Annotated in this window: 17 protein-coding genes; 9 read left to right on the top strand and 8 right to left on the bottom strand. The window is 74.6% G+C overall.

Going from position 1 to position 24,613, the window contains the following annotated elements; genetic code table 11:
• Positions 1–104: 104 nt before the first annotated feature.
• Genes ACFV1J_RS08050 through ACFV1J_RS08035 form a run of 4 tightly spaced genes read left to right on the top strand, consistent with a single transcriptional unit; the run spans position 105 to position 10,757 of the window.
• The gene (locus ACFV1J_RS08050) at positions 105–3,701 is read left to right on the top strand and encodes a tubulin-like doman-containing protein (RefSeq protein WP_385856404.1); all 3,597 of its coding nucleotides are present in this window, start codon (positions 105–107) and stop codon (positions 3,699–3,701) included.
• Positions 3,698–6,322, top strand: coding sequence for a hypothetical protein (locus tag ACFV1J_RS08045; protein WP_385856403.1), 2,625 nt, complete (start codon positions 3,698–3,700; stop codon positions 6,320–6,322). The genes ACFV1J_RS08050 and ACFV1J_RS08045 overlap by 4 nt, the downstream gene beginning before the upstream one ends.
• Positions 6,319–8,427: a hypothetical protein gene (locus ACFV1J_RS08040; RefSeq protein ID WP_385856402.1), complete on the top strand. Its 2,109-nt coding sequence runs from the start codon at positions 6,319–6,321 to the stop codon at positions 8,425–8,427. Before ACFV1J_RS08045 ends, ACFV1J_RS08040 begins: the two co-directional genes overlap by 4 nt.
• A complete protein-coding gene (locus ACFV1J_RS08035) occupies positions 8,424–10,757 on the top strand; it encodes a hypothetical protein (RefSeq protein WP_385856401.1) in 2,334 nt (777 codons plus the stop codon). Before ACFV1J_RS08040 ends, ACFV1J_RS08035 begins: the two co-directional genes overlap by 4 nt.
• Before the next feature lie 65 nt (positions 10,758–10,822).
• Here the strand turns inward: ACFV1J_RS08035 and ACFV1J_RS08030 are convergent, their stop codons facing one another.
• Positions 10,823–11,050 (bottom strand): chaplin, encoded by a 228-nt coding sequence (locus tag ACFV1J_RS08030; protein WP_385856400.1) that lies wholly within the window; start codon positions 11,048–11,050, stop codon positions 10,823–10,825.
• Between the two features lie 201 nt (positions 11,051–11,251).
• On the opposite strand from ACFV1J_RS08030, the gene ACFV1J_RS08025 reads away from it, so the two are divergent.
• The 3 genes from ACFV1J_RS08025 to ACFV1J_RS08015 all read left to right on the top strand — a co-directional run bounded on the left by ACFV1J_RS08025 (position 11,252) and on the right by ACFV1J_RS08015 (position 14,104).
• Entirely contained in the window at positions 11,252–12,127 is an 876-nt protein-coding gene (locus ACFV1J_RS08025) for an alpha/beta fold hydrolase (protein ID WP_385856399.1), read from the top strand.
• A 22-nt stretch (positions 12,128–12,149) separates the two neighbouring features.
• Positions 12,150–12,866 carry a MerR family transcriptional regulator gene (locus ACFV1J_RS08020; RefSeq protein ID WP_385856398.1) on the top strand — a complete coding sequence of 239 codons (717 nt, stop codon included), beginning with the start codon at positions 12,150–12,152 and terminating at the stop codon, positions 12,864–12,866.
• A 134-nt stretch (positions 12,867–13,000) separates the two neighbouring features.
• Positions 13,001–14,104 (top strand): TerD family protein, encoded by a 1,104-nt coding sequence (locus ACFV1J_RS08015; protein ID WP_385856397.1) that lies wholly within the window; start codon positions 13,001–13,003, stop codon positions 14,102–14,104.
• Between the two features lie 81 nt (positions 14,105–14,185).
• Here ACFV1J_RS08015 and ACFV1J_RS08010 read toward each other — a convergent pair whose 3' ends face one another.
• Both ACFV1J_RS08010 and ACFV1J_RS08005 read right to left on the bottom strand, forming a co-directional pair.
• Positions 14,186–14,872 carry a DUF305 domain-containing protein gene (locus ACFV1J_RS08010; RefSeq protein WP_385856437.1) on the bottom strand — a complete coding sequence of 229 codons (687 nt, stop codon included), beginning with the start codon at positions 14,870–14,872 and terminating at the stop codon, positions 14,186–14,188.
• A gap of 154 nt (positions 14,873–15,026) precedes the next feature.
• Positions 15,027–15,503, bottom strand: a complete 477-nt coding sequence (locus ACFV1J_RS08005) for a DUF6153 family protein (RefSeq protein ID WP_385856396.1) — start codon at positions 15,501–15,503, stop codon at positions 15,027–15,029.
• Between the two features lie 291 nt (positions 15,504–15,794).
• Between ACFV1J_RS08005 and ACFV1J_RS08000 the strand changes: the two genes are divergently transcribed.
• On the top strand, positions 15,795–16,694 hold the full coding sequence (locus ACFV1J_RS08000; protein ID WP_385856395.1) for a hypothetical protein: 900 nt from the start codon (positions 15,795–15,797) through the stop codon (positions 16,692–16,694).
• A 16-nt stretch (positions 16,695–16,710) separates the two neighbouring features.
• Here the strand turns inward: ACFV1J_RS08000 and ACFV1J_RS07995 are convergent, their stop codons facing one another.
• Positions 16,711–18,234, bottom strand: a complete 1,524-nt coding sequence (locus ACFV1J_RS07995) for a chitinase (RefSeq protein ID WP_385856394.1) — start codon at positions 18,232–18,234, stop codon at positions 16,711–16,713.
• A gap of 193 nt (positions 18,235–18,427) precedes the next feature.
• A complete protein-coding gene (locus tag ACFV1J_RS07990) occupies positions 18,428–19,900 on the bottom strand; it encodes an MFS transporter (protein ID WP_385856393.1) in 1,473 nt (490 codons plus the stop codon).
• A gap of 138 nt (positions 19,901–20,038) precedes the next feature.
• On the opposite strand from ACFV1J_RS07990, the gene ACFV1J_RS07985 reads away from it, so the two are divergent.
• Positions 20,039–21,043: a LysR family transcriptional regulator gene (locus ACFV1J_RS07985; RefSeq protein WP_385856392.1), complete on the top strand. Its 1,005-nt coding sequence runs from the start codon at positions 20,039–20,041 to the stop codon at positions 21,041–21,043.
• On the opposite strand, the gene ACFV1J_RS07980 is transcribed toward ACFV1J_RS07985, so the two are convergent.
• The 3 genes from ACFV1J_RS07980 to ACFV1J_RS07970 form a co-directional block, all read right to left on the bottom strand.
• Entirely contained in the window at positions 20,948–22,516 is a 1,569-nt protein-coding gene (locus ACFV1J_RS07980; protein ID WP_385856391.1) for a protein kinase, read from the bottom strand. The genes ACFV1J_RS07985 and ACFV1J_RS07980 overlap by 96 nt on opposite strands.
• Before the next feature lie 176 nt (positions 22,517–22,692).
• Positions 22,693–23,433 carry a PP2C family protein-serine/threonine phosphatase gene (locus ACFV1J_RS07975; RefSeq protein WP_385856390.1) on the bottom strand — a complete coding sequence of 247 codons (741 nt, stop codon included), beginning with the start codon at positions 23,431–23,433 and terminating at the stop codon, positions 22,693–22,695.
• A 42-nt stretch (positions 23,434–23,475) separates the two neighbouring features.
• The gene (locus ACFV1J_RS07970; protein WP_385856389.1) at positions 23,476–24,612 is read right to left on the bottom strand and encodes a site-2 protease family protein; all 1,137 of its coding nucleotides are present in this window, start codon (positions 24,610–24,612) and stop codon (positions 23,476–23,478) included.
• Position 24,613 lies beyond the last annotated feature (1 nt).

Genomic DNA, 24,613 nt, shown 5'->3' with positions numbered 1-24,613 from the left:
TCGCGCACCGGCCCGCCCCGGCACACCGTCCCGCGGCCGCCGTGCCGCGCGCCCCGCACAGATCGAACGACCGGCCGCCGGTACGGCCGCAACGGGAGGAACCCATGAAAATCTTCCAGCCGATGCTCTTCGTCGGCCTGGGCGGCACCGGTGGCCTGGTCGGCGCCGAACTGGAGCGCCGGCTGCGGGCCGAGCTGTGCGGTCCGGACGGCGTCGCGCTCAGCCATCTGAGCGGCCACGCCCCCTACCAGCTGCCCGACTGCCTGCAGTTCGTGTACGCCGACTACAGCGAGACCGACCTCCAGCGCCTGCCGCAGTTCAACGTGGACCCGTCCCTGCGGGCCGCGTACGCCCGTACCTCGCGGGCCACCCACAACCTGCTGCCGAACTTCGACAGTTCGCCGGAAGTGACCAAGATGCTCCGGGCGAGCCTGCGCGAGGAGGTCGCCGACTGGCTGCCGCCGCGCATCGACGAGCCGAAGGTCACCCCGCTCCACAACGGCGCCGGCCAGCTGCCCACCGTCGGCCGGGCCGCCCTGTTCGCCACCCTGCGGCACAGCCTCGCCCCCGTACTGGAGCCGCTGCTCCAGGCGATCGACGCGATCGCCAAGTCCGCCGGTGAACTGGCCGAACTGGGCGGCGGCAAGGTCAACGGCTGCGATGTGTTCGTCGCCTTCTCGGTGGCCGGCGGCACCGGCGCCGGGATCTTCCTGGACTATCTGCACCTGATCAACCAGGCGTTCAAGATGCGCCGGTTCGACGGGGTGAAGATCTATCCGCTGGTCGTGATGCCGTCCTCGTTCTCCTCGGCCGCCGGCGGCGGGCGGGAGGCGGAACTCAACGCGGCCCGCGCACTGGTCGACCTGTTCCGGCTGGTGGACGGGCAGAACGCGCCGACCGAGGGCGCGGAGATCGGCGACCTGGACCACGACGCCTCCGGCCTCGGCATCCGCTACCCCGGCACCACCCCGATCCGGTTGCGGACCGGCATCCTGCCCACCGCCTTCCTGTTCAGCCCGACCGCCGGCATCCGCCAGGACGACCTGCGCCGCTCCATCGTCTCCCTGGTCATGTCGCTGATCGGCACCGAACTGGGCGACGGCCGGTCCCGGGGCCGGACGACCGCGGCCGACGACGACTACCAGACCTTCGCCGCGAGCTTCATCAACCGGGGCGTGCACCGCAGCGCGATGTCCCCCACCGGCATCGGCCGGCAGGGCGTCTCCACCAGCCTGGTGGCCTCCATGACCGCGCCGATGGACCAGCTGGCCGACCTGGTGGCCGGCCGGCTGCTGCGGGAGGCGGTCACCGACCTCGTCGAGCGGCCGCGCACCACGCTGCGGGACGGCGCGGTGCCGATGATCCGGCAGCTGTTCGCCGACTCCGGCCTCGAAGAGCTGTGGGAACGGCGGCAGTTGCAGGTATCGGATCCCGAGCCGCTGCCGCGCGGCAGCCGGGCCATCGAGCTGGCACTGGGCGAGCGGATCGCGGACATGCAGCGGCTGCTGGCCGATCTGCAGTCCGCCGCCGACCGCCAGGCCGCCTCGATGGCCGACCGGTTCTCGCCGCGCCCCGCCATCGACAAACTCCTGCAGACCGTCGACCCGTTCCTCGCCGAACGCGTGGTGCGCGGGGTCCCGGACAGCGACGAGCCGATCGCCCGTCTCGGGTTCCTGGGCATGCTCAACAGCCGCGCGGTCGCCCCCCAGCGCCCGGCGGGGATGACCGACCAGCCGCCCAAGACGCCGCGGATCAAGGGCCGGCTGGCCGGTATGTCCCCGGCCCGCTGGGGCGACGACGACGTGCAGGCGGCCCTCCGGGCGCAGGACGCCTGGTACCAGTGGCGCAGCCGGATCGTCTGGCACGAGGCGTGGCGGGAGCAGCAGCAGCGCTGGCAGCCGCAGGCGGACGCGGCCGGCACCGACCTCGGCCGGCTGGTGAACGCCTTCCGCAAGCACTCCGAGCAGGAGCGGAAGGTCTCCGCCCAGAAGGGCCTCGAACTCTACGAGGACCGCACCGGCATCTCGTACCTGCTGCCGCCGCAGCGCACCCTCAACCACTTCTACGAGGACCTGGTCACCCGGCTGGTCCGCCGCGAGGGCCTGCGCGAGCACGACGACGAGGCCGCGCTGCTGCTCAAGATGATCGACGGGGACACCTGGCGCGCGGTCCACGCCCAGAGCCGCCGCAACCCGGACGGTGCGGTGGCCGCCGTCAAGGCCCAGTTGGAGGGCCGGATCACCCGGCTGTTCGCGGAGAGCGGCGAACACCTGGAGGAGCGGCCGCTGCTGCCGCCGATGAGCACCCTGCTGGCCGCCGCGGCGGGCGATGCGGACGCCACCGAGCAGGTCAGCAAGGAGGCGCTGGAGCTGTTCGGCCGCAAGCTGACCGGGCTGCTGCCGGTGGGCTTCACCCCGGAAGGCACCGGTCCGCTGCGGGTGCTGGTGACGTACCCGCGCGTCCAGGCCGTGGAGGAGGTGCAGGAGTTCCTCGGCAAGGCGCTGCGGCTGCCCTCCGACGCGAAGAACTCGGTGGAGTACCGGGGCGTGGAGAGCGACTCGATCACGGTGGTGCTGTTCCGCAGCGAGATGAGCCTCACCCAGGTGCCGGAGGCCCGCAAGGTGCTGCGCCAGTGGGCCCGGGCGAAGGACAGCGAGCAGGCGCAGGACGTGCTGCGGTGGCGGCAGCGGCTCGGGTACCGGGACAGCTGGATGGTGAGCTGCGAGGAGGACCGCCGCGCCATCCTGCACCGGTTGCTGTGCTGCATGTGGAACGGCCAGGTGGACGTGGTGGACGGCGATTCGTCCTCGCCGGAGCGGGTGCGGCTGCGGCTGTTCCCCGAGAAGGGCGAGAACGTACCCGGGGTCCGGCTGCGGCTGGGCGACTTCCCCGGCGGGGTGTCGAGCTGGGCGGAGCTGCTCCGCTCGTACGAGCGCTGGACCGTCCTCGACGACGAGCGGATCGTCGAGGACTACTGCCGCGAGCTGATGGGGACCCAGCCGCTGGGGCTGGCCCGGAGCGGCAGCGAGCCGCATCCGCTCTTCGTCGAGCTGGTCGAGAAGATCGCGCCGGAGCAGCTGAGGCTGCTGGCGGACCGCCGGGAGCGCGGCGGGGAGCGGGTCGAGGGCTGGGTGCGGCCGCTGTGGGAGTTCTGGGCGGAGACCCTGCCGGCCGCGCTGGACACCGAGTTCGGGGACCAGCGCGCCATCCAGCCGACCCTGCGCACCCTGTTGGAGCACGTCCGCGGCGGCACGCCGGAGCCGCGGGCCCGCAAGGGGGCTCCGGAGCCCCGGCGCCGGGAGCCCGAGGACGACGACTGGGGCACCGCGCCACGGTCCTCGGGCGGGGCGTACCGGGACGACGACGCGTACGGCGGGGACGCGTACGGCGAGGACGCGTACGCCACCCGCGACCGCGAACGGGACCAGGAACGGCATCGCGACAGGGGCCAGGACCGGGGCGGGGACCGCGACCGGGATGAGGACCGGGACCGCGACCGGGACCAGGAACGGGACCGCGACCCGGGTCAGGGCCGCGACCGCGACCGCGACCGGGTCAACGGGCACTCGCACTCCGTCGGCGACGACCGGCCGTGGGCGCCCTGGGACGACGACGCCCGGGAGGACCGCTCGTACGGCGACGCCGACGACGGCGGCCGGGACCGTGCACGCCGCAACCCCTGGGACGGTGATGCGGAGTGAGCACGACGGAGGAGGCCACCGCCGTCGTCCACCTGGACCTGCGGACACAGGCGGGACAGCTCGACACCGCCGCGGCCGTACGGTCCGCGGTCGCCCGGCAGCTGGGCCGGGCCGGACTGCCCGAGCCCGACCACCCGCTGTTCCTGGTGGTGGACACCCCCGCGGGCCTGACCGAGCACCAGAAGCAGTACGAACTCCTCGCCGCCTACCGGGCGTTGGGCGAGGTCCGGATGCTGGTGCTGCTGGTCGGCAGCGCACCGGCCGTGTACGCCGGCGACGAGGAAGTGCTGCCGCCGGACCGGCGGCTGGTGCGGCCCGCGGTGCTGCGCGGCTCCGGCACCGCGCTGCTGTGGGCGGGCGATCTGCGCTCCGCCCGCACCGCCCTGGAGCAGCCCGCGCCCGACGACCCGGCGGCGCTGGCGGTCCTGGTGGACCTGCTGTCGGTGCCGGACGTCTTCCAGCGGGTGCTCGACGACCTCGGCGCGCTGCCCGACACCGTCGCGGCGCCCGGGGTACGGCTGCTGGAACAGGACCTGCCGCCCGAGGTGCGGGACCGGGCCTGGCGCGATGCGCTCACCCGGTTCGCCGGCGAGGACACCGACCACGCACCGGAGTTGCCGGCCACCCGGTCCGGCGCCGATCTGCCGGAGCCGCTGCGCGGCCTGGTGGCCGGCCGCGGCGGCCGCGACCTGCGGCACCGCGAGACCGGCGGGGCGGCGGACATCGCGTACCAGGGGTGTACGAGGGCGCTGGACGACGCGGAGGAGGAGCTGGCCGGGCTGCGGACCGTCTTCGGCCTGCTACGACCGGTCCACCGGGGCACGTTCGAGGCCGAGCTCGACCGGGCGCACCAGGCCCTCGCCGACTACCGCGACCTGGTCGCGAGCGCCCTGCACGGCGGCGGCGGTTCGGGCTCCGCACCGTCCTCCGCCGAGACCGCCGACCGGCTCACGGCGCTCGGTCTGCGGGTGCCCTCGGCCGACGGCGTGGGCGAGCGGATCGGTGAGGGGCTGCGGGAGTTCGCCGGGAAGCTGCTGGGGCAGGGGCTGGCGCTGCGCGCGGTGGCCCGGCGGTTCACCGCGCTGGCCGGGCGGGTGGAGCCGGTGCCGGGTTCGGCACTGCTGCCGCGGCTCGCCGACCTCCCAAGCGCCGACGCGGCGGCCCGGTCCGGGGCGGCGGGCCCGCTGCCGGTCCATCCGGCCGCGGTGGCGGCGGCGGGCGGGGCGGGACTGCTCGGCGCGCTGTGGCAGTGGCCGTTCCTGCCCCTGGCGCTGCTGGTCCCGCTGGTCTTCGTGGGCCTGGCGGTGCTCGGCGCGACCCGGCTGCGGGGCGCACGGCAGCCCGGCCGATGGATCGTGGGCCCCCGGATCGCGGCGGCCGTCGGCGCGGCGGCCGGGGTGGTGCTGGCGTACGCGACCGACCCGCCACTGTGGCTGAGCACCGCCGCGGCGCTGGTGGGCGTCGGCACCGCGGTGGAGACCGCGCGCCGGCTGTGGCACACCGCGGCCGACGCCTGGGGCGCCGACCAGGGCACCCTCGCGCTGCGCCGGGCACTGGCCGAGCTGGACGCGCTGCTGGCCGAGGCGGTCCGGGAGCACTGGGCCGCCGACGAACGGCTGTACTGCGCCGACGCGGCCCGGTCCGTCGCCGGCATGCTCCGGGCGACCGCGGACGCCGCGGACGCCGAGGCGGCCCCCGAGCCCGAACGGCCGGCCGGCCCCGGCACGTCCGGCACCGAACCCGCCGTGGACGACTGGCTGTCCAGCACCTCGACCCTGGAGACGGGCACCTTCACGGTGGCCGACGACGCGGACAACGACTGGGCCAGCGCCTACGCCTGGGACGACGAGCCCTCCTGGGGCGGAGCCGCCGGCCCGGCCGAGGAGCAGGAGCCCGCCGGTCCCGCCGATCCGTGGGAGGACCGCACCGCCGGTGCTCCGCGCTGGCTGGACCGGGAGAGCGGCGAGGGCGGGCCGGAACTGGTCGCCACCCTGGCCGGGGACCTGACGGACGCCGCCATGGTCGCGATGGCGCCGTACTGGGGCGCCGTCGAACGCGGCCAGGCCGGCGCGCTCGCCGTCCACCGCACCGAGCAACGGGTCCGCGAGCTGCTCTCGGCGGCCCGCCGGCACCTCCGGCGCAACGGCGTGCTGGCCGCACCCCCGTTCGCCGCCGACCGCCGGGTCCGTCCGTCCTCGGCGAACCTCCTGGGGACCGACCCGCAGCGGGTGGCCGAACTGGTGGGCGCGGAGGCCGACCGGCGGGCCGTGGTGCAGCTGTCCTCGCCGGAGCAGGGCACGCTGCTCAACCGCGATCCGGCGGCCGCGGTCTGGATCAGATTCGGGCCGGAGGCGGTGCGCGGCGAGGTCGAGAAGACCTGGCGGACCGGCGGCACCGGCCAGCCGGCCGACGCCCTGTGGACGTCCTCGGGCCGTTACGCCGGCCTGATCCGGCTCACCCCGCTGCGGATGGGCGTGGTCGACACCGTCCGGCCCCGCGAGAGCCCCGGCCCCGACGGCACCGACGGCCGCCACGGCTTCGACGGTCCCGACGGGTTCGGCGGCTCCGGCAGGTCCCCCCAGGTCGATGCGTACGAAGGAAGGGACGGCGACGTCTGGTGACCAGCACCTCGCACCCGCACGTGGTGCAGCCGGACAGTACCCGGCGGGCCACGCTCGCCTTCACCGTCCCCTCGGGGCGGCGCCGGGTCGCCCCGGTCCGCTTCGGCCGCGAGTCCCGCCGCGATCCGCAGCTCCCGCAGCGCATCCGCAACGGCATGCTCGACGACGAGGGCCAGCAGTGCGTCCAGGTCCGGCTGACCGCCGCCGACGCGGCGAACCCGGCGGCCCGGGCCCTGCTGGACGCCGAGGCGGGCACCGCGCTGCAGCTGCACCGGGTGCTCGACGACCCGGAGCACGCGGCGCTCTTCCCGCAGATCATCGGCTACGAACTCGACACCGCCGAGCCGTTTCTGTTGTACGCCGCGCCGCGCGGCACCGCCGCCGCCCGGACCCATGTGATGTCCGCCAGCGACCAGCGGGTCTTCGCCCGGGACCTGCTGCGGGCGCTGTGCCTGCTGGACGGCCAGGGCCTGGTGCTGCGCGGCATCTCGCCGGGCACCGTGCTCTGGGACGGCACCTCGGTGCAGCTCTGGGGTCTGGAGGGGGTGGCCCGCGTCGGGCGGCCGCGGACCCGGTGGGGCCGGGCCCCCTACTGCCCGCCCGAACAGCGCCGGGCAGAGGGGTTCGTGGACTCCCGGGACGCGGTGTGGAGCGCCGCCCAGGTGCTCTACCAGCTGGTGACCGGCCGGCCCGGCCCGGCCGACCGGGCACCCGACGACCTCGCCGCGCACCGGGTGCTCGCCGAGACGCTGCGCGGCGCCTTCGCCCCACGGGCCGCCGACCGCCCCACGCCGGCCGGGCTGCTCGACCTCCTGGCCCCGGGGGCGGCCCGGCAGCTCACGCTCACCGCGCCCGCCGGCGACGAGAGCCGCCCGGACCGGGAGGCGTTCGACCAGGCGCTACGCCTCAAACGCCAGGCCCCCGCCGCCGAACCCCGGGACGTCGGCGGCGCCGGGCGGGGCAGCGGTGAGGTGCTCTGCCCGTACTGCCTGGAGCCCATCCAGCTCGACCTCACCGCGCTGTACGTCACCGACAGCCGGATGCAGTACCAGCAGCTGGACGTCAAGGGCATCACCAACGCCCTGCGGCGGCAGGACGTGATGCGGTCCGCGGTCCAGAAGTGCACCGCGGACCCGGAATTCCCCGAGCACTTCATCCCGGTGCCCTACCTCAGCTACGGCCGTCCGCTGACCGTCGCGATGGTCGGCCAGTCCTCCACCGGCAAGAGCCATCTGCTGACCCAGATGATCGCCGAGATCACCGACGGCGGCCTGGAGCCGTTCGGCCTGAAGTGGCAGTCCGTCAACCCCGAGCAGCACGCCCGGTTCGTCCGGGAACGGGTGCAGCCGCTGCGCAACGGCAAGGTCCTCGACCACACCGGCGGGATCGGGCTGGACGGCTTCGCCCGCTTCGTGGAATCGCTGCTGATCACCGACGCCGGCAGGCACGTGCGACCGGTCGCCTTCTTCGACCTCGGCGGCGAGGACCTGGTACGGACCGATGCCGCGCTCCGCTTCCTCCTCGGGGTCGACGCGCTGGTCTTCGTCGTCGACCCGGCGCTGGCGCTTCCGCTGCCGCATCTGGACCACGCCAGGGAACGCTGGGGCCTGGAGGTCAACCGGGACGGTGATCTCGCCTTCGGCACGGTCCTGGACCGGCTGCCGAAGAACGGCCCGTATCTGGACGTGGCGGCCGCGATGGTGCTCGGCAAGGCCGACCTGCTGCGGTTCCAGCCGCCCGTCGACCGGTGGCTGGGCGAGGCACCGCCCACCGCCCTCGACCCGGCGCGGGTGCGCGAGGAGAGCCGGGACGTCTACGGCCTGCTGCGCCGGCACGCCGGCCAGGCGTGGCTGCGCCCGTTCGACGCGATCCGCCGGTGCACCCTGCACGTCGCGTCGGCCACCGGTGGCCAGGAGGACCACGGCCGCTATCCGACCGGGGTGGTCCCCCGGCGGGTGCTGGCGCCGTTGGTGTCGCTGCTGGCGATGCACGGGGTGATCGAAGTGCCGGGCGGCGCCGAGGCGTTCGCCGTCGGGACGGCGGCCGCGCGGCCGGCGGCGGCGCCGCCGGAAGTCAGCGGATCAGGGGGAGAGGAAGCGGAGTGAGCGACTTCACGGAGCGGAGACCGCCGCACCGGGCACCGGCCACCGGCACCGGCGGACCGGCCTACGGGGGCGGACCGGCCTCCGCGGAAGGGCCGGGCTTCCCGGGCGGACCGGCCTACGGGGGCGGACCGGCCCCCGCGGGCGGACCGGGCCTCACGGGCCCGCCGGGCGGCGGTGGGGCCGTGGACTCGGTGCACCAGGTGGTCTTCCGCTGGGACGGCAACCAGGGGCGCCAGGGCACCGGCATGAAGGCCGTCGCCCACTCCTGCCCACCCGAGCGCGCCGAGGAACTGGGCCGGGAACTGGGCCCGTTGCTGTGGGTCTCCGGTGCGGCCGCGCCGCGGCCGAGCGTCGTCCGTACGGTCTCCCGCGACGGCGATGTGATGCTCGTCCAGCGCTGGCCCACCACCGACCGCGGCGGCCGCCCCAGCACGGTCAGCCACGTCCTGATCGGGCGGCCGGGGACGCTGAAGACCCGTCAGAGCCTCGGCCTCGCGTACGGCGGCTGGAGCCCCCGGGAATCCGCCGAACAGGCAACCGGGCAGCTGCGGCCGGTGGAGTGCGCGGAGCTCGACGCGCTGGCCTGCCGGTGGCTGCCGGAGATGGCGGAGCGGCTGCCGACGGTCCAGCACCCGCTGATCCTGGTCACCGCGGAGTGGCTGCGCGACCCGTCCCAGCGGATCTCGCTCCTCGTCGAAGAGGAGGAACCGGCCGGCCGGCCGGGCCGGGACGCCGCACCGCTGGTCTACCTGGGCCTGTTCCTGCTCTTCGGCTCCTGGCTGGGGCACGAGTGGACGTTCGCCACGTACGACACGGTCGACAGCCATCCGCTGCGGCTGATGTGCGTACCGCGCTGGGAACCGGACGCCGGCGGGCCGGGCCCGCTGGCCCGGGTCATGGTCCGCAAGCCGGCCCAGCCGCAGTTCGAGCACAAGGCCGCGAACCGGCTGGTCGAGCACCTCCTGGCACATCTGCCGGACAGCCCCGGCCTGCCGCAGCTCGTCGACGGGCTGCGGAACGGCGCGACGCTGGACTGGCCGCGGCGCCAGGCCCTGCTCAAGGACGCCCTGAGCACCGACCGGCCGCTGGGCCCCCGCCCGCCGGCCAACGTCCCCCAGCCGGACCCCGGCCCGCCGCCGGGCCCCGTGCCCACCCCTGCACCTGCCCCTGCACCGACGCGCGTGCCTCCGCCGACGCAGGCGCCGTCGTCAACGCAGATGCCGCCGCCGATGCAGGTGCCGGCGCCCGTGCAGGAGACACCGCCAGTTCGGGAAGCCCCGCCGGTCCGGGAAGCCACGCCGGTCCGGGAAGCCCCGCCAACCCGGGAAGCCCCGCCGGTCCGGGACCGGGAAGCCCCGCCGGTCCGGGACCGGGAAGTCCCCCCGGTCCGGGACCGGGAAACGCCACCCCCGGCCCTGGAGAAGCCAGCGGTACGGGAAGCGCCCCCGGTCCGGGAAGCGCCCCCGGTCCGGGAGTCGCCACCCCCAACAGCGCCCACCCCCCACCCACCGTCCACCGTGCACGAGCCACCCGCCGTGCACGAGCCACCCGCCGTGCACGGGCCGCCGCCCCCCGCCCCCCGGACGCCCACCACCGCTCGCCCGGTGCCCGGCGCCGGCGAAGTGGCGTCCGTACGCGAGGAGTTGCGTAACCCCCTCCCCCGGAGCGCCCCGCAGCGCGACCAGCTGAAGCAGCGGCTGCGCGCCCTGCCCGACGAGGCGCTCCTGGACGTGCTGCGCTCCGGCGGGCTGCCGCCGGAACCCCTGGGGCTGCTGCTGGAGGAGCTGGGGGACGACCGGCGGGTGCGGGAGCGCCGGTCCCAGATGCAGCACGCGCTGTGCCGCGAAGTGCTCGACAGGGGCCTGTACTTCGAGCCGAACGGGCTGGACACGGAGTCGGTGTCCCGGCCGGCCATGGCGCGCCGGGCCGCCGATCTCTATCTCTGGGCCGTCGCCCCGCTGGCCAGGGACGCGCGCTATCTGCCCGATCTGCGGGAGCTGCTGCACCGCATGTGCCGGGACCGTCACCCCGCCGCGGGCAACTGGCTCTGGGACAGCATCATCGCCCCGGCGAACGGCGTCGCCCCCGACCTGCCGCCCGACCTCTGGCAGCAGATCGTCCGGGACGTGCACCAGAAGAACCTGGCCTCCCCCACCGCCCATCCGGCGGCCACCGCGCAGCCACCCGCTCCGGCGCCCGCCACCGCCGCACCGGACCCACCCGCGTTCGGCAGCCGGTTCAACGAATTGACCTCCAGCCTGGGTTGCGTGGTGGGCACCGGCGTCGGCGTGATCCTGGTGCTCCTCACCATCGTGCTGATCTTCGCGTAGCCGACGACGGGAGGGCCCCGGCCGGAACCCGACCGGCCGGGGCCCTGGGCTGTCCGGTCAGTCGCTCAACAGGTGTTGCTGGTGGCCGAGTTGAACAGCCCGATGATGTCGATGCTGTTGCCACACAGGTTGATCGGCAGATGGACCGGGACCTGGATGGTGTTGCCGGAGATGACACCTGGTGAGTACCAGGCCGCACCCCCTGCCCCCGAGTCGGCGGCGGCGACACCGGCGCCACCCAGGACGGCGGTGGCGGTCAGGGCCGTGGCGGCAAGTGCGGTACGGATGCGCATGGTTCCTCCTGAAGGTGAGGGCACACTCGCCCGGAAGCGTCTCCGCGCCCCGGCCCGGAAAACGCCCATAGCGCAAGGCAGGGAACGAAACCCCCTATACGGGTGGGAGCGTCGCGTAACACATTCCGCCGTGCACGCCGGCGCGCCACCGTAGCGATTCGGCTTGACCTTGACCCTGCGTCAGGGTCGGACCATCACCGCATGACCGCTTCCCCGCAGGCCCCGATGGGCCGCCTCCACGACGTCGACGGCCGGCAGTTGCTCCTGCACCGCTCGGGCACCGGCGGCCCGGCCGTCGTCTTCCTCCCCGGCGCCAGCGCCTTCGGGCTGGACTACCTGAACATCCACGACCGGGTCGCCACCTTCACCACCTCCGTCCTCTACGACCGGGCCGGCACCGGCTGGAGCGGCACCGCCGATCTGCCGCGCAGTGCCGCCGAGGTCGCCCGGGAACTGCACGCACTGCTGCGCGCGGCCGCGGTGCCCGGGCCGTACGTACTGGTGGGGCACTCGCTCGGCGGGGCGTACGCGCGGCGTTTCGCGCAGCTGTTCCCCGGCGAGGTGGCGGGCATCGGCTACCTGGACGCGTTCCACGAGGACTGGGAGGCCTACCTGCCGCCGCTCAAGACGCTGAAGGTCCCCGGCGACCTGCCGCTCCGGCTCGTCGGGCGGCTCTCGCGCGGCCTGTACCGGCGGATGTTCGCGCAGTGGCCGCAGGCGGTCCGTGAGCGGCTGATCACGCGCCATCTGGATCTGGCGCAACTGCGCGCCGGGGCGCGGGAGCGCAGCAACCAGCCGGAGTGGCGCGACGAGTTGCGGGCCGGTGGGCCGGTGCCCGACGTGCCGGTGATCGCGCTCAGCGCGCTGGGCGTCGACCCGGCGATGCGGTTGCTGATGCCTCCCAAGGCGCTGCGCCGGCTGGCCGAGGGCAAGCGTCAGCTCCACTCGGCGCTGGCCGCCTCGGTCACGCACGGGGAGCACCGCGTCCTCGCGGAGGCGCGGCACAGTACGCTCCACATCGACGCTGCGGACGCCGTCACCCGGGCCGTCCGCGATCTGTGGCAGCGGGTGTGCTGAGGTGCACCGGAAGGGGATCCCGATGCTGACCATCGGCCGGCTCGCCGCCCGGGCCGGTGTGACGGTGCGGGCGGTCCGCCACTACCACCAGCGTGGCCTGCTGCCCGAACCGGAACGCGACGCCTCGGGCTACCGGCGCTACGGCGCCCAGGCGGTGGTGGACCTGATCCGGATCAAGACGCTGGCCGATGCCGGGGTGCCGCTGGCCCGGATCGGCGAACTGCTGCACGCCCGGCCCGCGGAGTTCGCCGCGGCGGTCACCGACATCGACGAGGCGTTGCGGCGGAAGATCCGCGAGCTCGGCCGGCACCGGCGGCGGATCGCCGAACTCGCCGCCGGCGACGGGCTGTTCCTGCCCGCCGAGGTCGTCGAGATCCTCGACCGGCTGCGCGCCCTCGGCGTCGGCGAGCGGATGGTACGCATCGAGCGCGACTCCTGGATCATGCTGGTCGCACTGTCACCGGAGTCGGTCCCCGAGTGGGTCGCCGGGAAGCACGCGGCCCTCGCGGACCCGGAGTTCCTGCGGATCTACCGGGCCTGCGATCAGGCGCTGGACTGGGACCCCGACGATCCGAGGGTCGACCGGCTCGCCGCTGACATCGCCGCCTGGGCCGCCGGGCCGCAGCGGGGAGCGGCGGCGGCCCGGCCGGAAGCCGTCAGCCTGATGGACGCCCATGTCGCGGAGTCGTCACCGGCCTGGCAGCGGGCGCTGGAGCTACTGGCCTCCGGCGACGTGTGAGCTGACCTCCCCTCACGTCGCGGCCACCGCCCGCCCTTCGTCACTTCACGGATTGCGCAACTCTGGAACCCCGGGCGCCCGCCCCGCGTTGAAGCCGACGGATGTTGCACACCCGGACAATTGTGGAGGAGCAGATGAGTGTGGCCCTGACCAAGGGCGGCAATGTGTCGCTCAGCAAACAGGCGCCCGGCCTGACCGCCGTATGCGTCGGGCTGGGCTGGCAGGTGGCCGCCACCGCGGGAGCCGCGGGCGGGACCGGCTTCGACCTGGACGCCAGCGCCCTGCTGTGCGACGGGGGCGGCAAGGTCCTCTCCGACGACCACTTCGTCTTCTTCAACAACCTCCGCAGTCCCGACGGATCGGTCCGCCACTCCGGCAGCGCACCGGCCGGCGGCAGCGGCGGTGACGACGAACGGATCCACATCGACCTGACCGCGGTCCCGCCCGAGGTCGAGAAGATCGTCTTCCCGGTCTCGCTCTACGAGGCCGAGCAGCGCGGGCAGAGCTTCGGCCAGGTCCACCGCGCCCACATCCGCGTCGTCGACGAGACCAGCGGCACCGAACTGGCCCGCTACGACCTGCGCGGGGACGCGGCCACCGAGACCGCCATGGTCTTCGGCGAGCTCTACCGGCACGGCGCGGAGTGGAAGTTCCGGGCCATCGGCCAGGGCTATGCGTCCGGGTTGGCCGGTATCGCGCAGGACTTCGGCGTCGACGTCCTGCGTCCCCAACCGCCGGCCGCCGCACCGGGCGCAGCGCCCCTGTCCGCCGAGCCGGCCCCGCCGGCCGCCGCCCCGCCGGCCCCGTACCCCTCATCCGCCCCCTCCTCCACCGGGAGTTCCGCCATGACCTGCTTCTTCGACCCCGGCCACGGCCCCGGCAGCACGCCCGTCACCTGGTCCCCGCAGTGGGGCGTTCCGCGCCAGATCCAGGCGTGCCCCGGCTGCGCCCAGCGCGTCCGGACCACGCCGCCGCCGTACTACACCGCGCCCCAGGCCGGATACCCGGACCCGTACGCGCAGGGGAATCCGCAGGGTTACCCGCAGGGCTACCCGCAGCCGGTGCAGCAGGGTTATCCGCAGCAGCCGGACCACCACCAGCAGGGCGGCGGGCGGCGGTTCGGCACCGGTGCGCTGATCGGCGCCGGCGCGGCCGGACTGGTCGGCGGCGCCCTCCTCAACGAGGCCTTCGACGACGACGAACCGGACGTCGTGGTGAACAACTTCTACGAGGAGTAGGCGCGCGGCCATGAGCGAAGGGGCGGGCACCGGTGCTCCGGGTGCCCGCCCCGTTCCCTGGGTGCCGCGGGAGACGACGCGTCAGCCGAGCAGCTTCCGCATCGTGGCGATCTCCGCGTTCTGGGCGGTGATGATGTCACCGGCGAGCTTCTTGGCCGGGCCGTACGCGCCCTGCTTCCGCTCGGTGCCGGCCATCTCGACCGCGCCCTGGTGGTGCTTGACCATCAGCTTCAGGAACTGGGTGTCGAACGCCTTCCCGGTGGCGTTCTTCATCGTCGCCATCTCCTGGGCACTCATCATGCCGGGCATGGCCTCGCCGGCGCCCTCACCGTGGTCCATGCCCGGCATGCCTTCCATGCCGTGTGTGCCGCCGTGCATCCCGGCCATGTCCTGGTCCTGCGGGACCTTCTCGCCCCAGGACTTCAGCCAGCCGGACATCTTGGTGATCTCCGGGTCCTGGGCCTTCTTGATCGCGGCGGCGAGTGCCTTGACGTCGGCCGAACCGGCCCGGGTCGCGGCCAGGTCCGCCATGGCCACGGCCTGCCGGTGGTGCGGGATCATCCCCTTCGCGAAGGTGACATCGGCGGCGTTGTGGGTGCCCGCGGACGCGCCGGCCGCGGCGGACGGCCGGCCGCTCGGGGAGGTGCCGTCGGTCTTGCCGCCCTCGCTGCCGCAGGCGGACAGGGTGAGGGCCGCAGCGGTCACGGCGGCCGCCGCCAGCGCGGCGCGACGGATCGGAACGGTGCGGGCAGAACAGGTTGCGTGCATCACGCAGAGCTCCTGGGTCAGTGGATCGATCAGCGGTCGATCGGTGCGTCGATCGGTGCATCGACCAGTGCGTCGATCAGTGGAGGGAAGGCGTGCTCGTCCGTGGCGCGGGCCGGCCATGAGGGCGTACGGCGCCGCGCCGGGCGGGCGCGTCCTATATCCGCAGGACCTGGAGCTGGGCGAGGGAGGGCGGGGCGCGGGCACCGGTGGTGCCGTCCGCCAGCCGGCCGGCCAGGGGCGCCGCGTGATCGGCGGTGCCGGTCAGGGACGCGGGCAGCGCGGGCAGGACCACGGCGCCGGGCAGCGCGGCCGAGGCGCAGGTCGGGTCGGCGTGGTGGGCGTGCCCCTGGCCTCCGTCGCTGTCCTTACCGCTGTCACCGTGGTCCGGGCAGCAGGCGTGCGGCCCGTGGGCGTGGGAAGCCGAGACCAGGGCCGGGGCCGGGGCCGGGGTGGCCCTCGCCGTCATCGGCCGGTGCTGGTGGGCGGCGTGCGGCCGGGACGGGGTGGTCGGCGGTGCACCGGCGTTCGCCAGTCCGTGCATGCCCAGCAGACCCGCCAGCACGGTGAGGACGAGCAGCACCTTCAGCCGCGGCCGGGGCGGCGGGGCGGAGGCGTGCTCGCGGATGCTCACCGGCCCATCGTAGGGAAGCCCGTACGGCGGGCCCCCCGGCCGGTACGGCGAGGGCCGTTCTGTGATCCATGTCGCACAAGGAAACGGCGAAGTCCAGCCTGCCCGTAACGGATTCATCAGGGCTTGTCGGTCATGCCGGGGCCGCTGCCCGGGAATCTCCACGGAAGCGTCACAACCTCTTCGTGCCGTGTGCGGGGGGTGCCGTTAGCGTTGCTGATCGCTCGATACCGAGTGCGATGAAGATCCGGTCTCCGGCGCCCCTGGCGGCGCGACAGCACAGAAAGCTCGCAGATGGACTACTGCTCCTCGTGCCGCCGGAACCTCAACGGGGCGCTCGTATGCCCGGGTTGTGGTGATTACGCCCCGGACATAGCCCCACCCACCCAGCAGCAGTCCCGGACGGGTGCCGAGGCGGCCGCGCTGTGGGAGTCCTGGCAGATACCGGAGGCCACGGCCGCCGCTCCCTACGAGGACGCCATGACGCCGGCGGCAAGGGCTGCCGGATCCGCACCGGAGGCGGGCCTCGCGGCCTCCGAAGGCGCGGACGTCCCGACCGCCACCGGCACCGGACAGGGCCGCGCCGCCCGGCGCCGGCAGCTGGCGCGGTGGAAGAAGTACCGCCGCCGGGCGGTGGCCGCCACCGCGTTCGCGCTGGTCGGCGGCGGTCTGACCGCGACGCTGCTGCAGAACAACCGGCCCGCCACCGCGCACACCGAGGCGTCCGCGGCACCGGACCCGGAGACCGTGTCCGCGCCCGGCACCCCGACCGCGTCGCAGGAGCCGGACGACCGGGCCTCCCGGCAGCCCGGGGACCGCGCGCCCCTGGGCCGCCACCGCAAGCCCGACTCCGCCGCCGGCCACTCCTCCGCACCGGCGGCCGCGCAGCAGCCCTCCGCCGCCCCGACGCGCCCCGCCGCCCCGAGCGCGGCACCGCACACCGCGGCCGCCCCCGCCCCGGGCGGGCACTCCGGCCACACCGACACGGCACCCGCGGCCGCCGCCCCGGCCTCCTCCGGACACTCCGACGACGGCTCGGGCGGCTCCTCGGCGCAGCAGCCCGCCGCCTCGGGTGCGGACTCGGGCTCGTCCTCGACGACGCCGAAGGCCCCGGAGCAGCAGCCCTCGACGTCGCCGTCGACCGAGCCGACCTCGCCGTCCCACCTCTGCGTGCTCGGCGTCGTCTGCCTCTGACCGGCCGGGCCGTCGTTCAGCAGGCCCCGAGGTCCTGCCAGACGCCCCATTCACCGGTGGTGCCGGGCTCCTCGCCGGTCGTCCACCACTTGGCCTTCCAGGTGTGGCCCTGGTGGGAGACCTGCTGTCCGCCGGTGTAGACGGTGCCGGCGGACCAGGCCGCGGCGGTGCACTGGTGGCCGCTGCCGCCGGTGACGGTCAGGGCGTACGTGGTGGTGTGGCTGCCTTTGGTGCCCGTACCGGTGACCGTGAGGGTGTAGGTGCCCGAGGCGGTCGCCGGGGTCGTGGCGAGGGTGAGCGTCGAGGAACCGCCGGCGGTCACCGAGGCCGGGCTGAACGAGGCGGTGACGCCCGCGGGGGCGCCGCCGACCGTGAGCTTCACCGGCTGCGCGGCGCCCGCGGTCACCGCCGTCTTCACCGTGGTGGTGGCCGTCCTGCCCGCGGCGACCGAACCGGCGGCCGGTGCGGCGGTCACCGAGAGGTCGTCGGCCGGTGTGCCCGTGCCGCCCGTGAAGGGCGCGAAGACATGGGTGAAGTCCCAGGTGTTCTGCTGGATGCCGGAGCAGTTGTCCGCGGCCTTGCCGCCGGGGCAGCCGCCGTTGTCCCGTTGGAGCGCCCAGAACGACAGGGTGTTGATGCCCTTGGCGACCGCCCAGTCGTAGACCTGGGTGGCATGGGCCAGGGTGAAGGTCTCGGCCGGGCCGAAATCGTCGACCCCGGGCATCTCGGTGACGCCGATCATTCCCCACAGCTGGGCGGTGGACTTGCCGGGGTAGAGCTGGGCCAGCTGGTCGTGCAGGCCCTGGGCGGCGGTCCTGGTGTCGGCCGCCATGTCGTGGGTGGCGTTGTCGTAGTAGTCGAACGTCATGAGGTTGGCGACGTCCACCCGCGTGCCGTTGCTCACCGCGTTCCGCAGTACGGCGAGACCGCTGTCGGCGAGGCCGTGGGTGGTGGTCGGCAGGGTGTAGGAGATCTGCAGGGGGCGCCCGTTGGCCGCGGCCCAGTCCTGGACCTGCTTGAGGGCCTTGTTCCGGCGGTCGATGCCGGCGGTGTTGTTCAGCGAGTCGACCTCGACGTCCATGTCGAGCCGGGCGACGTCGTAGGTCGTGATGACCTTCTCGTAGGCGGCGGCGATCCTGCTCACGTCCGTACAGCTGTCGGCGATCTCGGTGCCGGTGGTGTCGGCGGCGTAGCCACCGAACGAGGGGATGGCGTCCCCGCCGCGGGCCTGGAGGGTCTTGATGTCGTCGCCGAACGCGGCCGGGGAGACCGGCAGCCCGGTGTTGCCGTTCCAGTACGGCGTGCACGAGCCCTTGGCCTCCGTCTGGAGGAAGGCCATGGTCAGGTGCTTCGCGCCCGACGCGGCGGCCAGCGCGGCGGGGCTCTCACCGGTCCAGGTCTCGACGTAGGGGGCGAAGACCCGGTCCGGAAGAGGGGTCGCCGCGTGGGCGGTGCCGCCGCCCAGCGCGGTCAGCCCGGCCGCGGCCACCGCGGTGACGGCGGCCGCGAGAGCCGCCCGGAAGGAGCGCGTACGTCTCATGTCTGTCCAAGGGGTGAGGAGGGGGAAGGGGGAAGGACTCTCCGCCAATTCCCTTTCATGCAAGGGAAGTTGCATGTCAGGGAAGTTGGCGTGAGATATGGGATAGCCCCGTGGACGACGACCCGTCAATGGACTGGACCAAGACAGGAATAGACCAATTCCTGGGCGACGGCGCTGCGTTCCTGCCCAGCTTTCAGGCGGCGCCCTGGACCACTCGCCCGCCCCGCGCGAGGAAGACGACGGCGAGCAGCCCGACGACCACCAGCACGGCTCCCGCCACGGACAGCCCGGGCAGGGTGCCGAGGACGGCGACCCCGAGCGCGGAGCCCGCCTGACGGATGCCGTTCAGGGCCCCCTGGCCGGTCGCGGCGGCCTCCGGCGGCGCGGCGACGGCCATCTCGGCGGCGGCGCCGGGGATGGACAGGGTGCCGGTGGCGGCCAGCGCGAGTTCCGCCGCGAGGAGGAGCGGCAGCGGCGGATGCGGGCCGGTGGCGCAGGCCAGCAGCACACCCGCCAGCGCGGCGGCGGACATGCCGGCCAGCAACACCGGGCGCGCCCCGTACCGCGCCACCAGCCGCCCGGTGAAGAACGGCATCACACACACCGGGAAGGTGAGCGGCAGGACGGCCAGACCGGCCCGGAACGGCGAGAGCGCGTACGCGTGCTGCAGCCACACGCTGAGCGTGTAGAGCCCGCCGAAGTAGGCGAAGCAGGACACCGCCGCGGCCACCATGGCGACGCGGACCCGCGGCAGGGCGAACAGCGCGGGCGGGAGGACGGGTGCGGCGGCCCGGCGTTCCCAAAGGGCCAGTACGGCGAAGGCGAGCAGTGCGGCGACGATCGGAAGCCAGGCGGCGGGTGCGGCCCAGCCGTCGAGCCCCGACTCGACCAGGCCGAAGGTGAGCGCCCCGAGCGCGGCGGTGGACAGCAGCAGACCGGTGCGGTCGACGGCCCGGGTGGCCCGGACCGGCGGGGCCGGCAGCCGACGGGCCAGCAGCAGCGCGGCCAGCGCGAGCGGCGGGTTCACCAGGAACACCAGCTGCCAGCCGCCGAGTTCGACCAGGGCACCGCCCAGGACCGGCCCGGCGGCGGCACCCAGCCCGCTCAGCGCGGCCCAGGCGCCGATGGCGCGGGCGCGGCGGCCGGGATCCGGGTGGAGCGCGATCAACAGGGCGAGCGAGGCGGGCACCAGCCCGGCACCGGCGGCACCGAGCAGTGCCCGGCCGGCGATCAGCAGACCGGCGTCCGGGGCGGCGGCGCAGAGCGCGGACAGCACGGCGAACGCGCAGAGCGCACCGCGGTAGAGCCGGCGGGCACCCCAGCGATCGGCGAACACCCCGGCGGCGAGCAGCAGTCCGGCGAAGACGACGGTGTAGGCGTCGACGGCCCAGGGCAGCGCGGCGGGCGACGGGTGGAGGTCGCGCTCCAGGTCGGGGACGGCGACGTTGAGGATGGAGGTGTCGAGGAGGACGAGCAGATTCCCGGCCGCGATACCGGCAAAGGCGAGCCGCGAACGGGACGGGACGGACGGCGGGGCGGTCGGCGGGGCGGACGACGGGACGATCGGAGAACTGTCGGCGGTCGCAGAACTGTCGGCGGTCGCAGAACTGTCGGTGGTCGCAGAACTGTCGGTGGTGGGACAACTGTCGGTGGACTCGGTGGACATGGGAGAACCGTCGCCCGAGGTCCGCTCGGCGCGCGACGACGCACTTCCGATGGGCCCATCGGGAATTCCGATGGCCGGCGCCACGGAAGCGGCCACCGCCCCCTCAGGGTCGCCGGCGGCCGGTGGCATCCTGAACGGGTGGACACTCGCTATCTGCGTGCCTTCGTCGCCGTGGCCGAGCACGGCGGGATCTCCGCAGCCGCCCAGCAGCTGGGCTACGCCCAGTCGAGCGTGAGCGCCCAACTCAAGCGGCTGGAGGCCGAGTTGGGCGCGACCGTACTGACCCGCGGCGGGACCGGCGCGACGCTCACCGACGCCGGGCGGCGACTGCTGCCGCATGCCCGCGAGGCGCTGGTGCTGGAGGACCGGATGCGCCGGGCCGCGCTCGGGGACCGCCCGCGGCTGCGGATCGGCGCCCAGGAATCGCTCGCCCACGCCTGGCTGCCGGAGGTGCTGGCGGCGCTGGAGTACGGCGCGGGCGGCCCCGGCGCGAGCGCCGACATCGAGCTGACGGTGACCAGCCGCAGCCGCCTCCACCAAGCCTTCGCCGCGGGCGAGCTGGACCTGGTGTTCCAGTACGACAACGGGGTACGGGCGCTCGGCCCGCACGCCGTGGTGGGCCACGACCGCACCGTCCTGGTGGTCGCCCCCGGCCACCCGCTGGCCCGGCAGGACACGGTGCCGCCCGCGGAGTTGCTCGGCTACGACTTCCTGGTCGCCGAGCGGAACTGCACCTCCGAGATGCTGGTGGACCGCCTCGGCCGGGACCTGCTCGCCGGCGCCCAGCTCACGATGGTCGTGGGCTCGCTCTCCGCACTGCTGCGGCTGGCCGGGCACGGGCACGGCGTGGCCCTGCTGCCGGAACTGGCGATCGCCCGCGAACTGGCGGCCGGCGAACTGACCGCACTGCGGCTGACCGAACGCCTCCAGCCGGTCGCCATCCTCGCCCAGTGGCACCCCCGCCTCGGCCTGGCCGAGCCCGCCGTACGGGCCCTGCTCGACCTGGCCCGGCAGGCGGACCCACTGCCGGACGTCACCCGTAGCGGGTCAAGTGCCCGCCCGCGTCCGGGACTTGAGGACCTGGGTGCCGATGGCGAGGGTGACGGCGAGGAGGAGGACGTAGAAGACGCCTATCTTGCGTAGGTCGTCCAGGAAGAACCAGATGGCGGTGAGGGCGGTGAACCAGAAGGCCACCAGCGCGAAGCCACCGGAGCGTTCGTCCCGGTAGCCGGCGACGAAGCACAGTGCGGCGACGACCGCGAGGAGCAGGGCGATGACGACGTAGTGGGTGTCCCAGCCGACATAGCCACGGGCCAGTTCGGACCATACGGCCACGGCCTCGGCGACCGGGCCCCACACCACCGCGCAGGCGAGCCGCGCCGACCAGAGCAGCAGCACCGCACCGGCGACCGCGGCGAGCAGCGCGACGCGGGAGAACTGGCCCACCTCGATCACCTGCGAACGGGAGATGACCAGCGACAGCACACAGCCGAGCAGGGCGACCGCACCCTCGGGCGTGGGCCGGAAGACCACCCGGCCGGGCAGCCGCCGGCGCCGCGGCCGCGGTGCGGACTCCGGCGCGGGGCCCGGGGCCTGCGAGGGGCCGGCATCGCGCGAGGCGGCCGGATCGTGCGAGGGGGTCGGGTCGTGCGAACGGCCCGGCTCGTGCGAGGGGTCCGCAGCGCGCGCCCGGTCCGGATCGTGCGAGTGGGCCGGTCCGGCCGGGGCCACCGCCCGCGGATCGAGGGCGGTGGGGGTCGGGACCGCGGCGGGTACGGCCGCGGGGGCGGCGGTGGCCGCGGTGAGGGCGGTGCGCATCGCGGCGGCGCTCGGGTAGCGGCCGTCGCGGTCCTTGTGGAGCGCCCGGACGATCACCGCGTCGAGCGCGGGCGGCAGGTCCGGCCGGAGCCGGGACGGCGGGAGCGGGTCCGCCGCCAGGTGCTGGTGCATCACGGAGAAGGGCGAGTCACCGGTGTACGGCGGGCGGCCGGTCAGCAGTTCGTGGAGCAGGCAGGCCACCGCGTAGAGGTCGGTGCGGTGATCGGTCTCGGCGCCCTTGATCTGTTCCGGTGCGAGGTAGGCGGGCGTGCCGACCGCCACCCCCGTGCCGGTCAGCCGGGTGGCCATCTCGCTGAGCGCCTTGGCGATGCCGAAGTCGACGACCTTGGCGGTACCGGCGTCGGTGAGCATCACGTTGGCGGGCTTGATGTCGCGGTGGACGATGGCGTGCCGGTGGCTGTGGTCGAGCGCGTCCAGCACCTGGCAGGTGAGGTCGACGGCCTGTGCCAGCGGCAGCGGCCCCGCGTCGAGGACCCGGCTCAGGGTGCGGCCCTCGACGTACTCCATCACCAGATAGGGCTCGGTGGACCCGTCGGCGGTGTCCTCGCCGACGTCGTGCACGGTGGCCACGCCGGGGTGGTTGAGCGCGGCCGCGGCCCGCGCCTCGCGCTGGAACCGGCTGAGGAACTCGGGCTGCCGCGCCAGCTCGGCGGAGAGCGTCTTGACCGCGACGGTGCGGCGCAGCCGGTGGTCGACGGCGCGGTGGACCGTCCCCATCCCGCCCTGCCCGAGCTGTTGCACCAGCTCGTAACGCTGCCCCAGCATTCTGCGCTCCACCCGGGTTCCTCCACGGACCGTCACCGTTTGCACCACGGCCGAAGACGCCACCGGGCGGGGGCGGGTTCCGTGCGGGGAGGGCGTGTGGGATGACCCACTGCGGCTGCCGATGCGGTCCCGGGGGCGGCGCCGGGCCGTCGCCCCGAGTGCCGTCGGCCCGGCGCCGTCGTGGGCCGTCAGTCCCCGAGGCCGATCAGCGCCAGCGTGATGTTGTCCGGGCCGCCGGCCTCGATGGCGGTCTTCCACAGTTCGAAGGCGGCCCGGCCGGTGTCATGGGTGCGCAGCAGGTCGCCGAGGGTCGGTTCGGGGACCGGGTCGGTCAGGCCGTCGGTGCACACGAGGTAGCGGTTGCGGGGGGTGAGCGGGGCGGTGGTGACGTGCGGGGTGATCTCGTTGAACGTCCGGGTGCCGCCGAGCGCCTGGGTGACCAGGGAGGTGCTGCGGCGGCCCGGGGCGAGCGGCGGGCTGTCGTCCACGCTCATCCGGTGCAGGCCCTCCTCGGTCACCGACAGCACCCGGCTGTCGCCGACGTTGAACACCAGCAGGGATTCGTGCAGTACGACCGCGCCGGCGACCGTCGTACCCATGGTGCTGAGCTCCGGGTCCCGGCCGGCGGCCGCGTACACCGCCCGGTTGCAGACGTCCAGCGCCTCCCGGACCGCCTGTTCGCTGACGAGCCCGGGGCCGACCGCGGCCAGTTGCCGGACGGTCAGCGCGCTGGCCACCTCGCCGGCCGGCTGTCCGCCGATGCCGTCGGCGACCGCGACCACGAGCGGGGTGCCCAGCGGGAACACCAGCGTCTGCGGGTTCTCGGTCACCGTGCCGCACAGCGTCCACGGCCCGGCCACCAGGCTGTCCTCGTTGTGGTCGCGCAGCAGCCCGGGATGGCTGAGGGCGGTGACGGTGATGTACGGCATGGCGGGTCCCGTCTCTCTTCGGCCGGCGTGCGCCGGCCGTGGTCAGCCCTGGCCGCCGGTGCCGCCCAGCGTGCGGCGCCGCAGGAGCCGGGTGATGTCCTTGGCGGTGACGATCCCGACGAGGTGGCCGCCGTCGACGACCAGGATGCGCGGGCCGGTGCGCAGCGCGATCCGGTCGACCGCCTCGCCCAGTTCCTCGTCCGGGGCGGCGACCGCGCACTGCGACAGCGGCACCGCCACCTCGCGCACCCGCAGCGTGTCCCGTTCGGCCACCGGTACGGCCGCCAGCCGGCGCAGCTGGACGAGCCCGCTGGGGCGGCCCTCGAAGTCCAGCAGCGGCACGGCGGAGTGGTGCGAGGGCACGGCGACCTCGTCGATGAACCGCTGGACGCTCAGCCAGTCGGCGCCGGTGGTCACCGGGGTCGTCATGGCGTCGGCGACCCGTAGGCCGCGCAGCTCGGTGTGGAGCGCGGCGCGGCGGCGTTCCGCACCGGCCACGATCATCACGAAGAGCCCGATGAAGACGATCCACAGTCCGCCCGGCGAGCCGCGCAGCACGGAGATCCAGCCGCCGGCCACCAGCAGGACGGCGAGCACCTGACCGCTCCGGGAGGCCGCCAGGTCGGCCCGCTCGCGGTCCCCGGTCCGCCACCACAGGACGGCCTGGACGACCCGCCCGCCGTCGAGCGGTACGGCCGGCAGCAGGTTGAAGACGCCGAGGAAGAGGTTGGCCCAGCCGAGCCACATCAGCACCACCGCGGGCACCTCGGCCCAACCGGTGAGCTGGTGCAGCCCGATGCCCGCGCCGAGCACGGCGCCGCCGATGAGCAGGCTGGTGAGCGGGCCGCTGACGGCGACCGCGAAGGCCGCGGCGGCGGTCTGCGGCCGGCCCATCCGGGTCATTCCACCCAGTGCCCACAGCGTCACGTCCTCGACGGAGATCTGCTTCCGGCGGGCGGTTGCGGCATGGGCGGTCTCGTGCAGCAGCAGACTGCCGGTGAGCAGCGCGGCACCGACGACGCCGGCGAGGGCGTAGACCGCGTCCGGCCGGCCCGGGGTCCAGGTGGGCAGGGCCTGCCGGCCCAGCCCGTAGGCGAACATCACCACCAGCAGGGGCACGCTCCAGTGCATCCGCAGCGGTACCCCGGCAATCTGTCCGACACGCACCGAGCCGTTCATC

It is taken from the genome of Streptomyces sp. NPDC059649, assembly GCF_042734445.1.
GTDB lineage: Bacteria > Actinomycetota > Actinomycetes > Streptomycetales > Streptomycetaceae > Streptomyces.
Note: the sequence above shows the minus strand (reverse complement) of the source record. Positions and strands in the feature narration are given on the sequence as shown.

Coding starts and splice junctions, on each gene's coding strand:
- ACFV1J_RS08050 (WP_385856404.1), top strand. CDS start 105: ATGAAAATCTTCCAGCCGATGCTCTTCGTCGGCCTGGGCGGCACCGGT.
- ACFV1J_RS08030 (WP_385856400.1), bottom strand. CDS start 11,050: ATGCGCATCCGTACCGCACTTGCCGCCACGGCCCTGACCGCCACCGCC.
- ACFV1J_RS08025 (WP_385856399.1), top strand. CDS start 11,252: ATGACCGCTTCCCCGCAGGCCCCGATGGGCCGCCTCCACGACGTCGAC.
- ACFV1J_RS08020 (WP_385856398.1), top strand. CDS start 12,150: ATGCTGACCATCGGCCGGCTCGCCGCCCGGGCCGGTGTGACGGTGCGG.
- ACFV1J_RS08015 (WP_385856397.1), top strand. CDS start 13,001: ATGAGTGTGGCCCTGACCAAGGGCGGCAATGTGTCGCTCAGCAAACAG.
- ACFV1J_RS08010 (WP_385856437.1), bottom strand. CDS start 14,872: ATGCACGCAACCTGTTCTGCCCGCACCGTTCCGATCCGTCGCGCCGCG.
- ACFV1J_RS08000 (WP_385856395.1), top strand. CDS start 15,795: ATGGACTACTGCTCCTCGTGCCGCCGGAACCTCAACGGGGCGCTCGTA.
- ACFV1J_RS07995 (WP_385856394.1), bottom strand. CDS start 18,234: ATGAGACGTACGCGCTCCTTCCGGGCGGCTCTCGCGGCCGCCGTCACC.
- ACFV1J_RS07990 (WP_385856393.1), bottom strand. CDS start 19,900: ATGTCCACCGAGTCCACCGACAGTTGTCCCACCACCGACAGTTCTGCG.
- ACFV1J_RS07975 (WP_385856390.1), bottom strand. CDS start 23,433: ATGCCGTACATCACCGTCACCGCCCTCAGCCATCCCGGGCTGCTGCGC.
- ACFV1J_RS07970 (WP_385856389.1), bottom strand. CDS start 24,612: ATGAACGGCTCGGTGCGTGTCGGACAGATTGCCGGGGTACCGCTGCGG.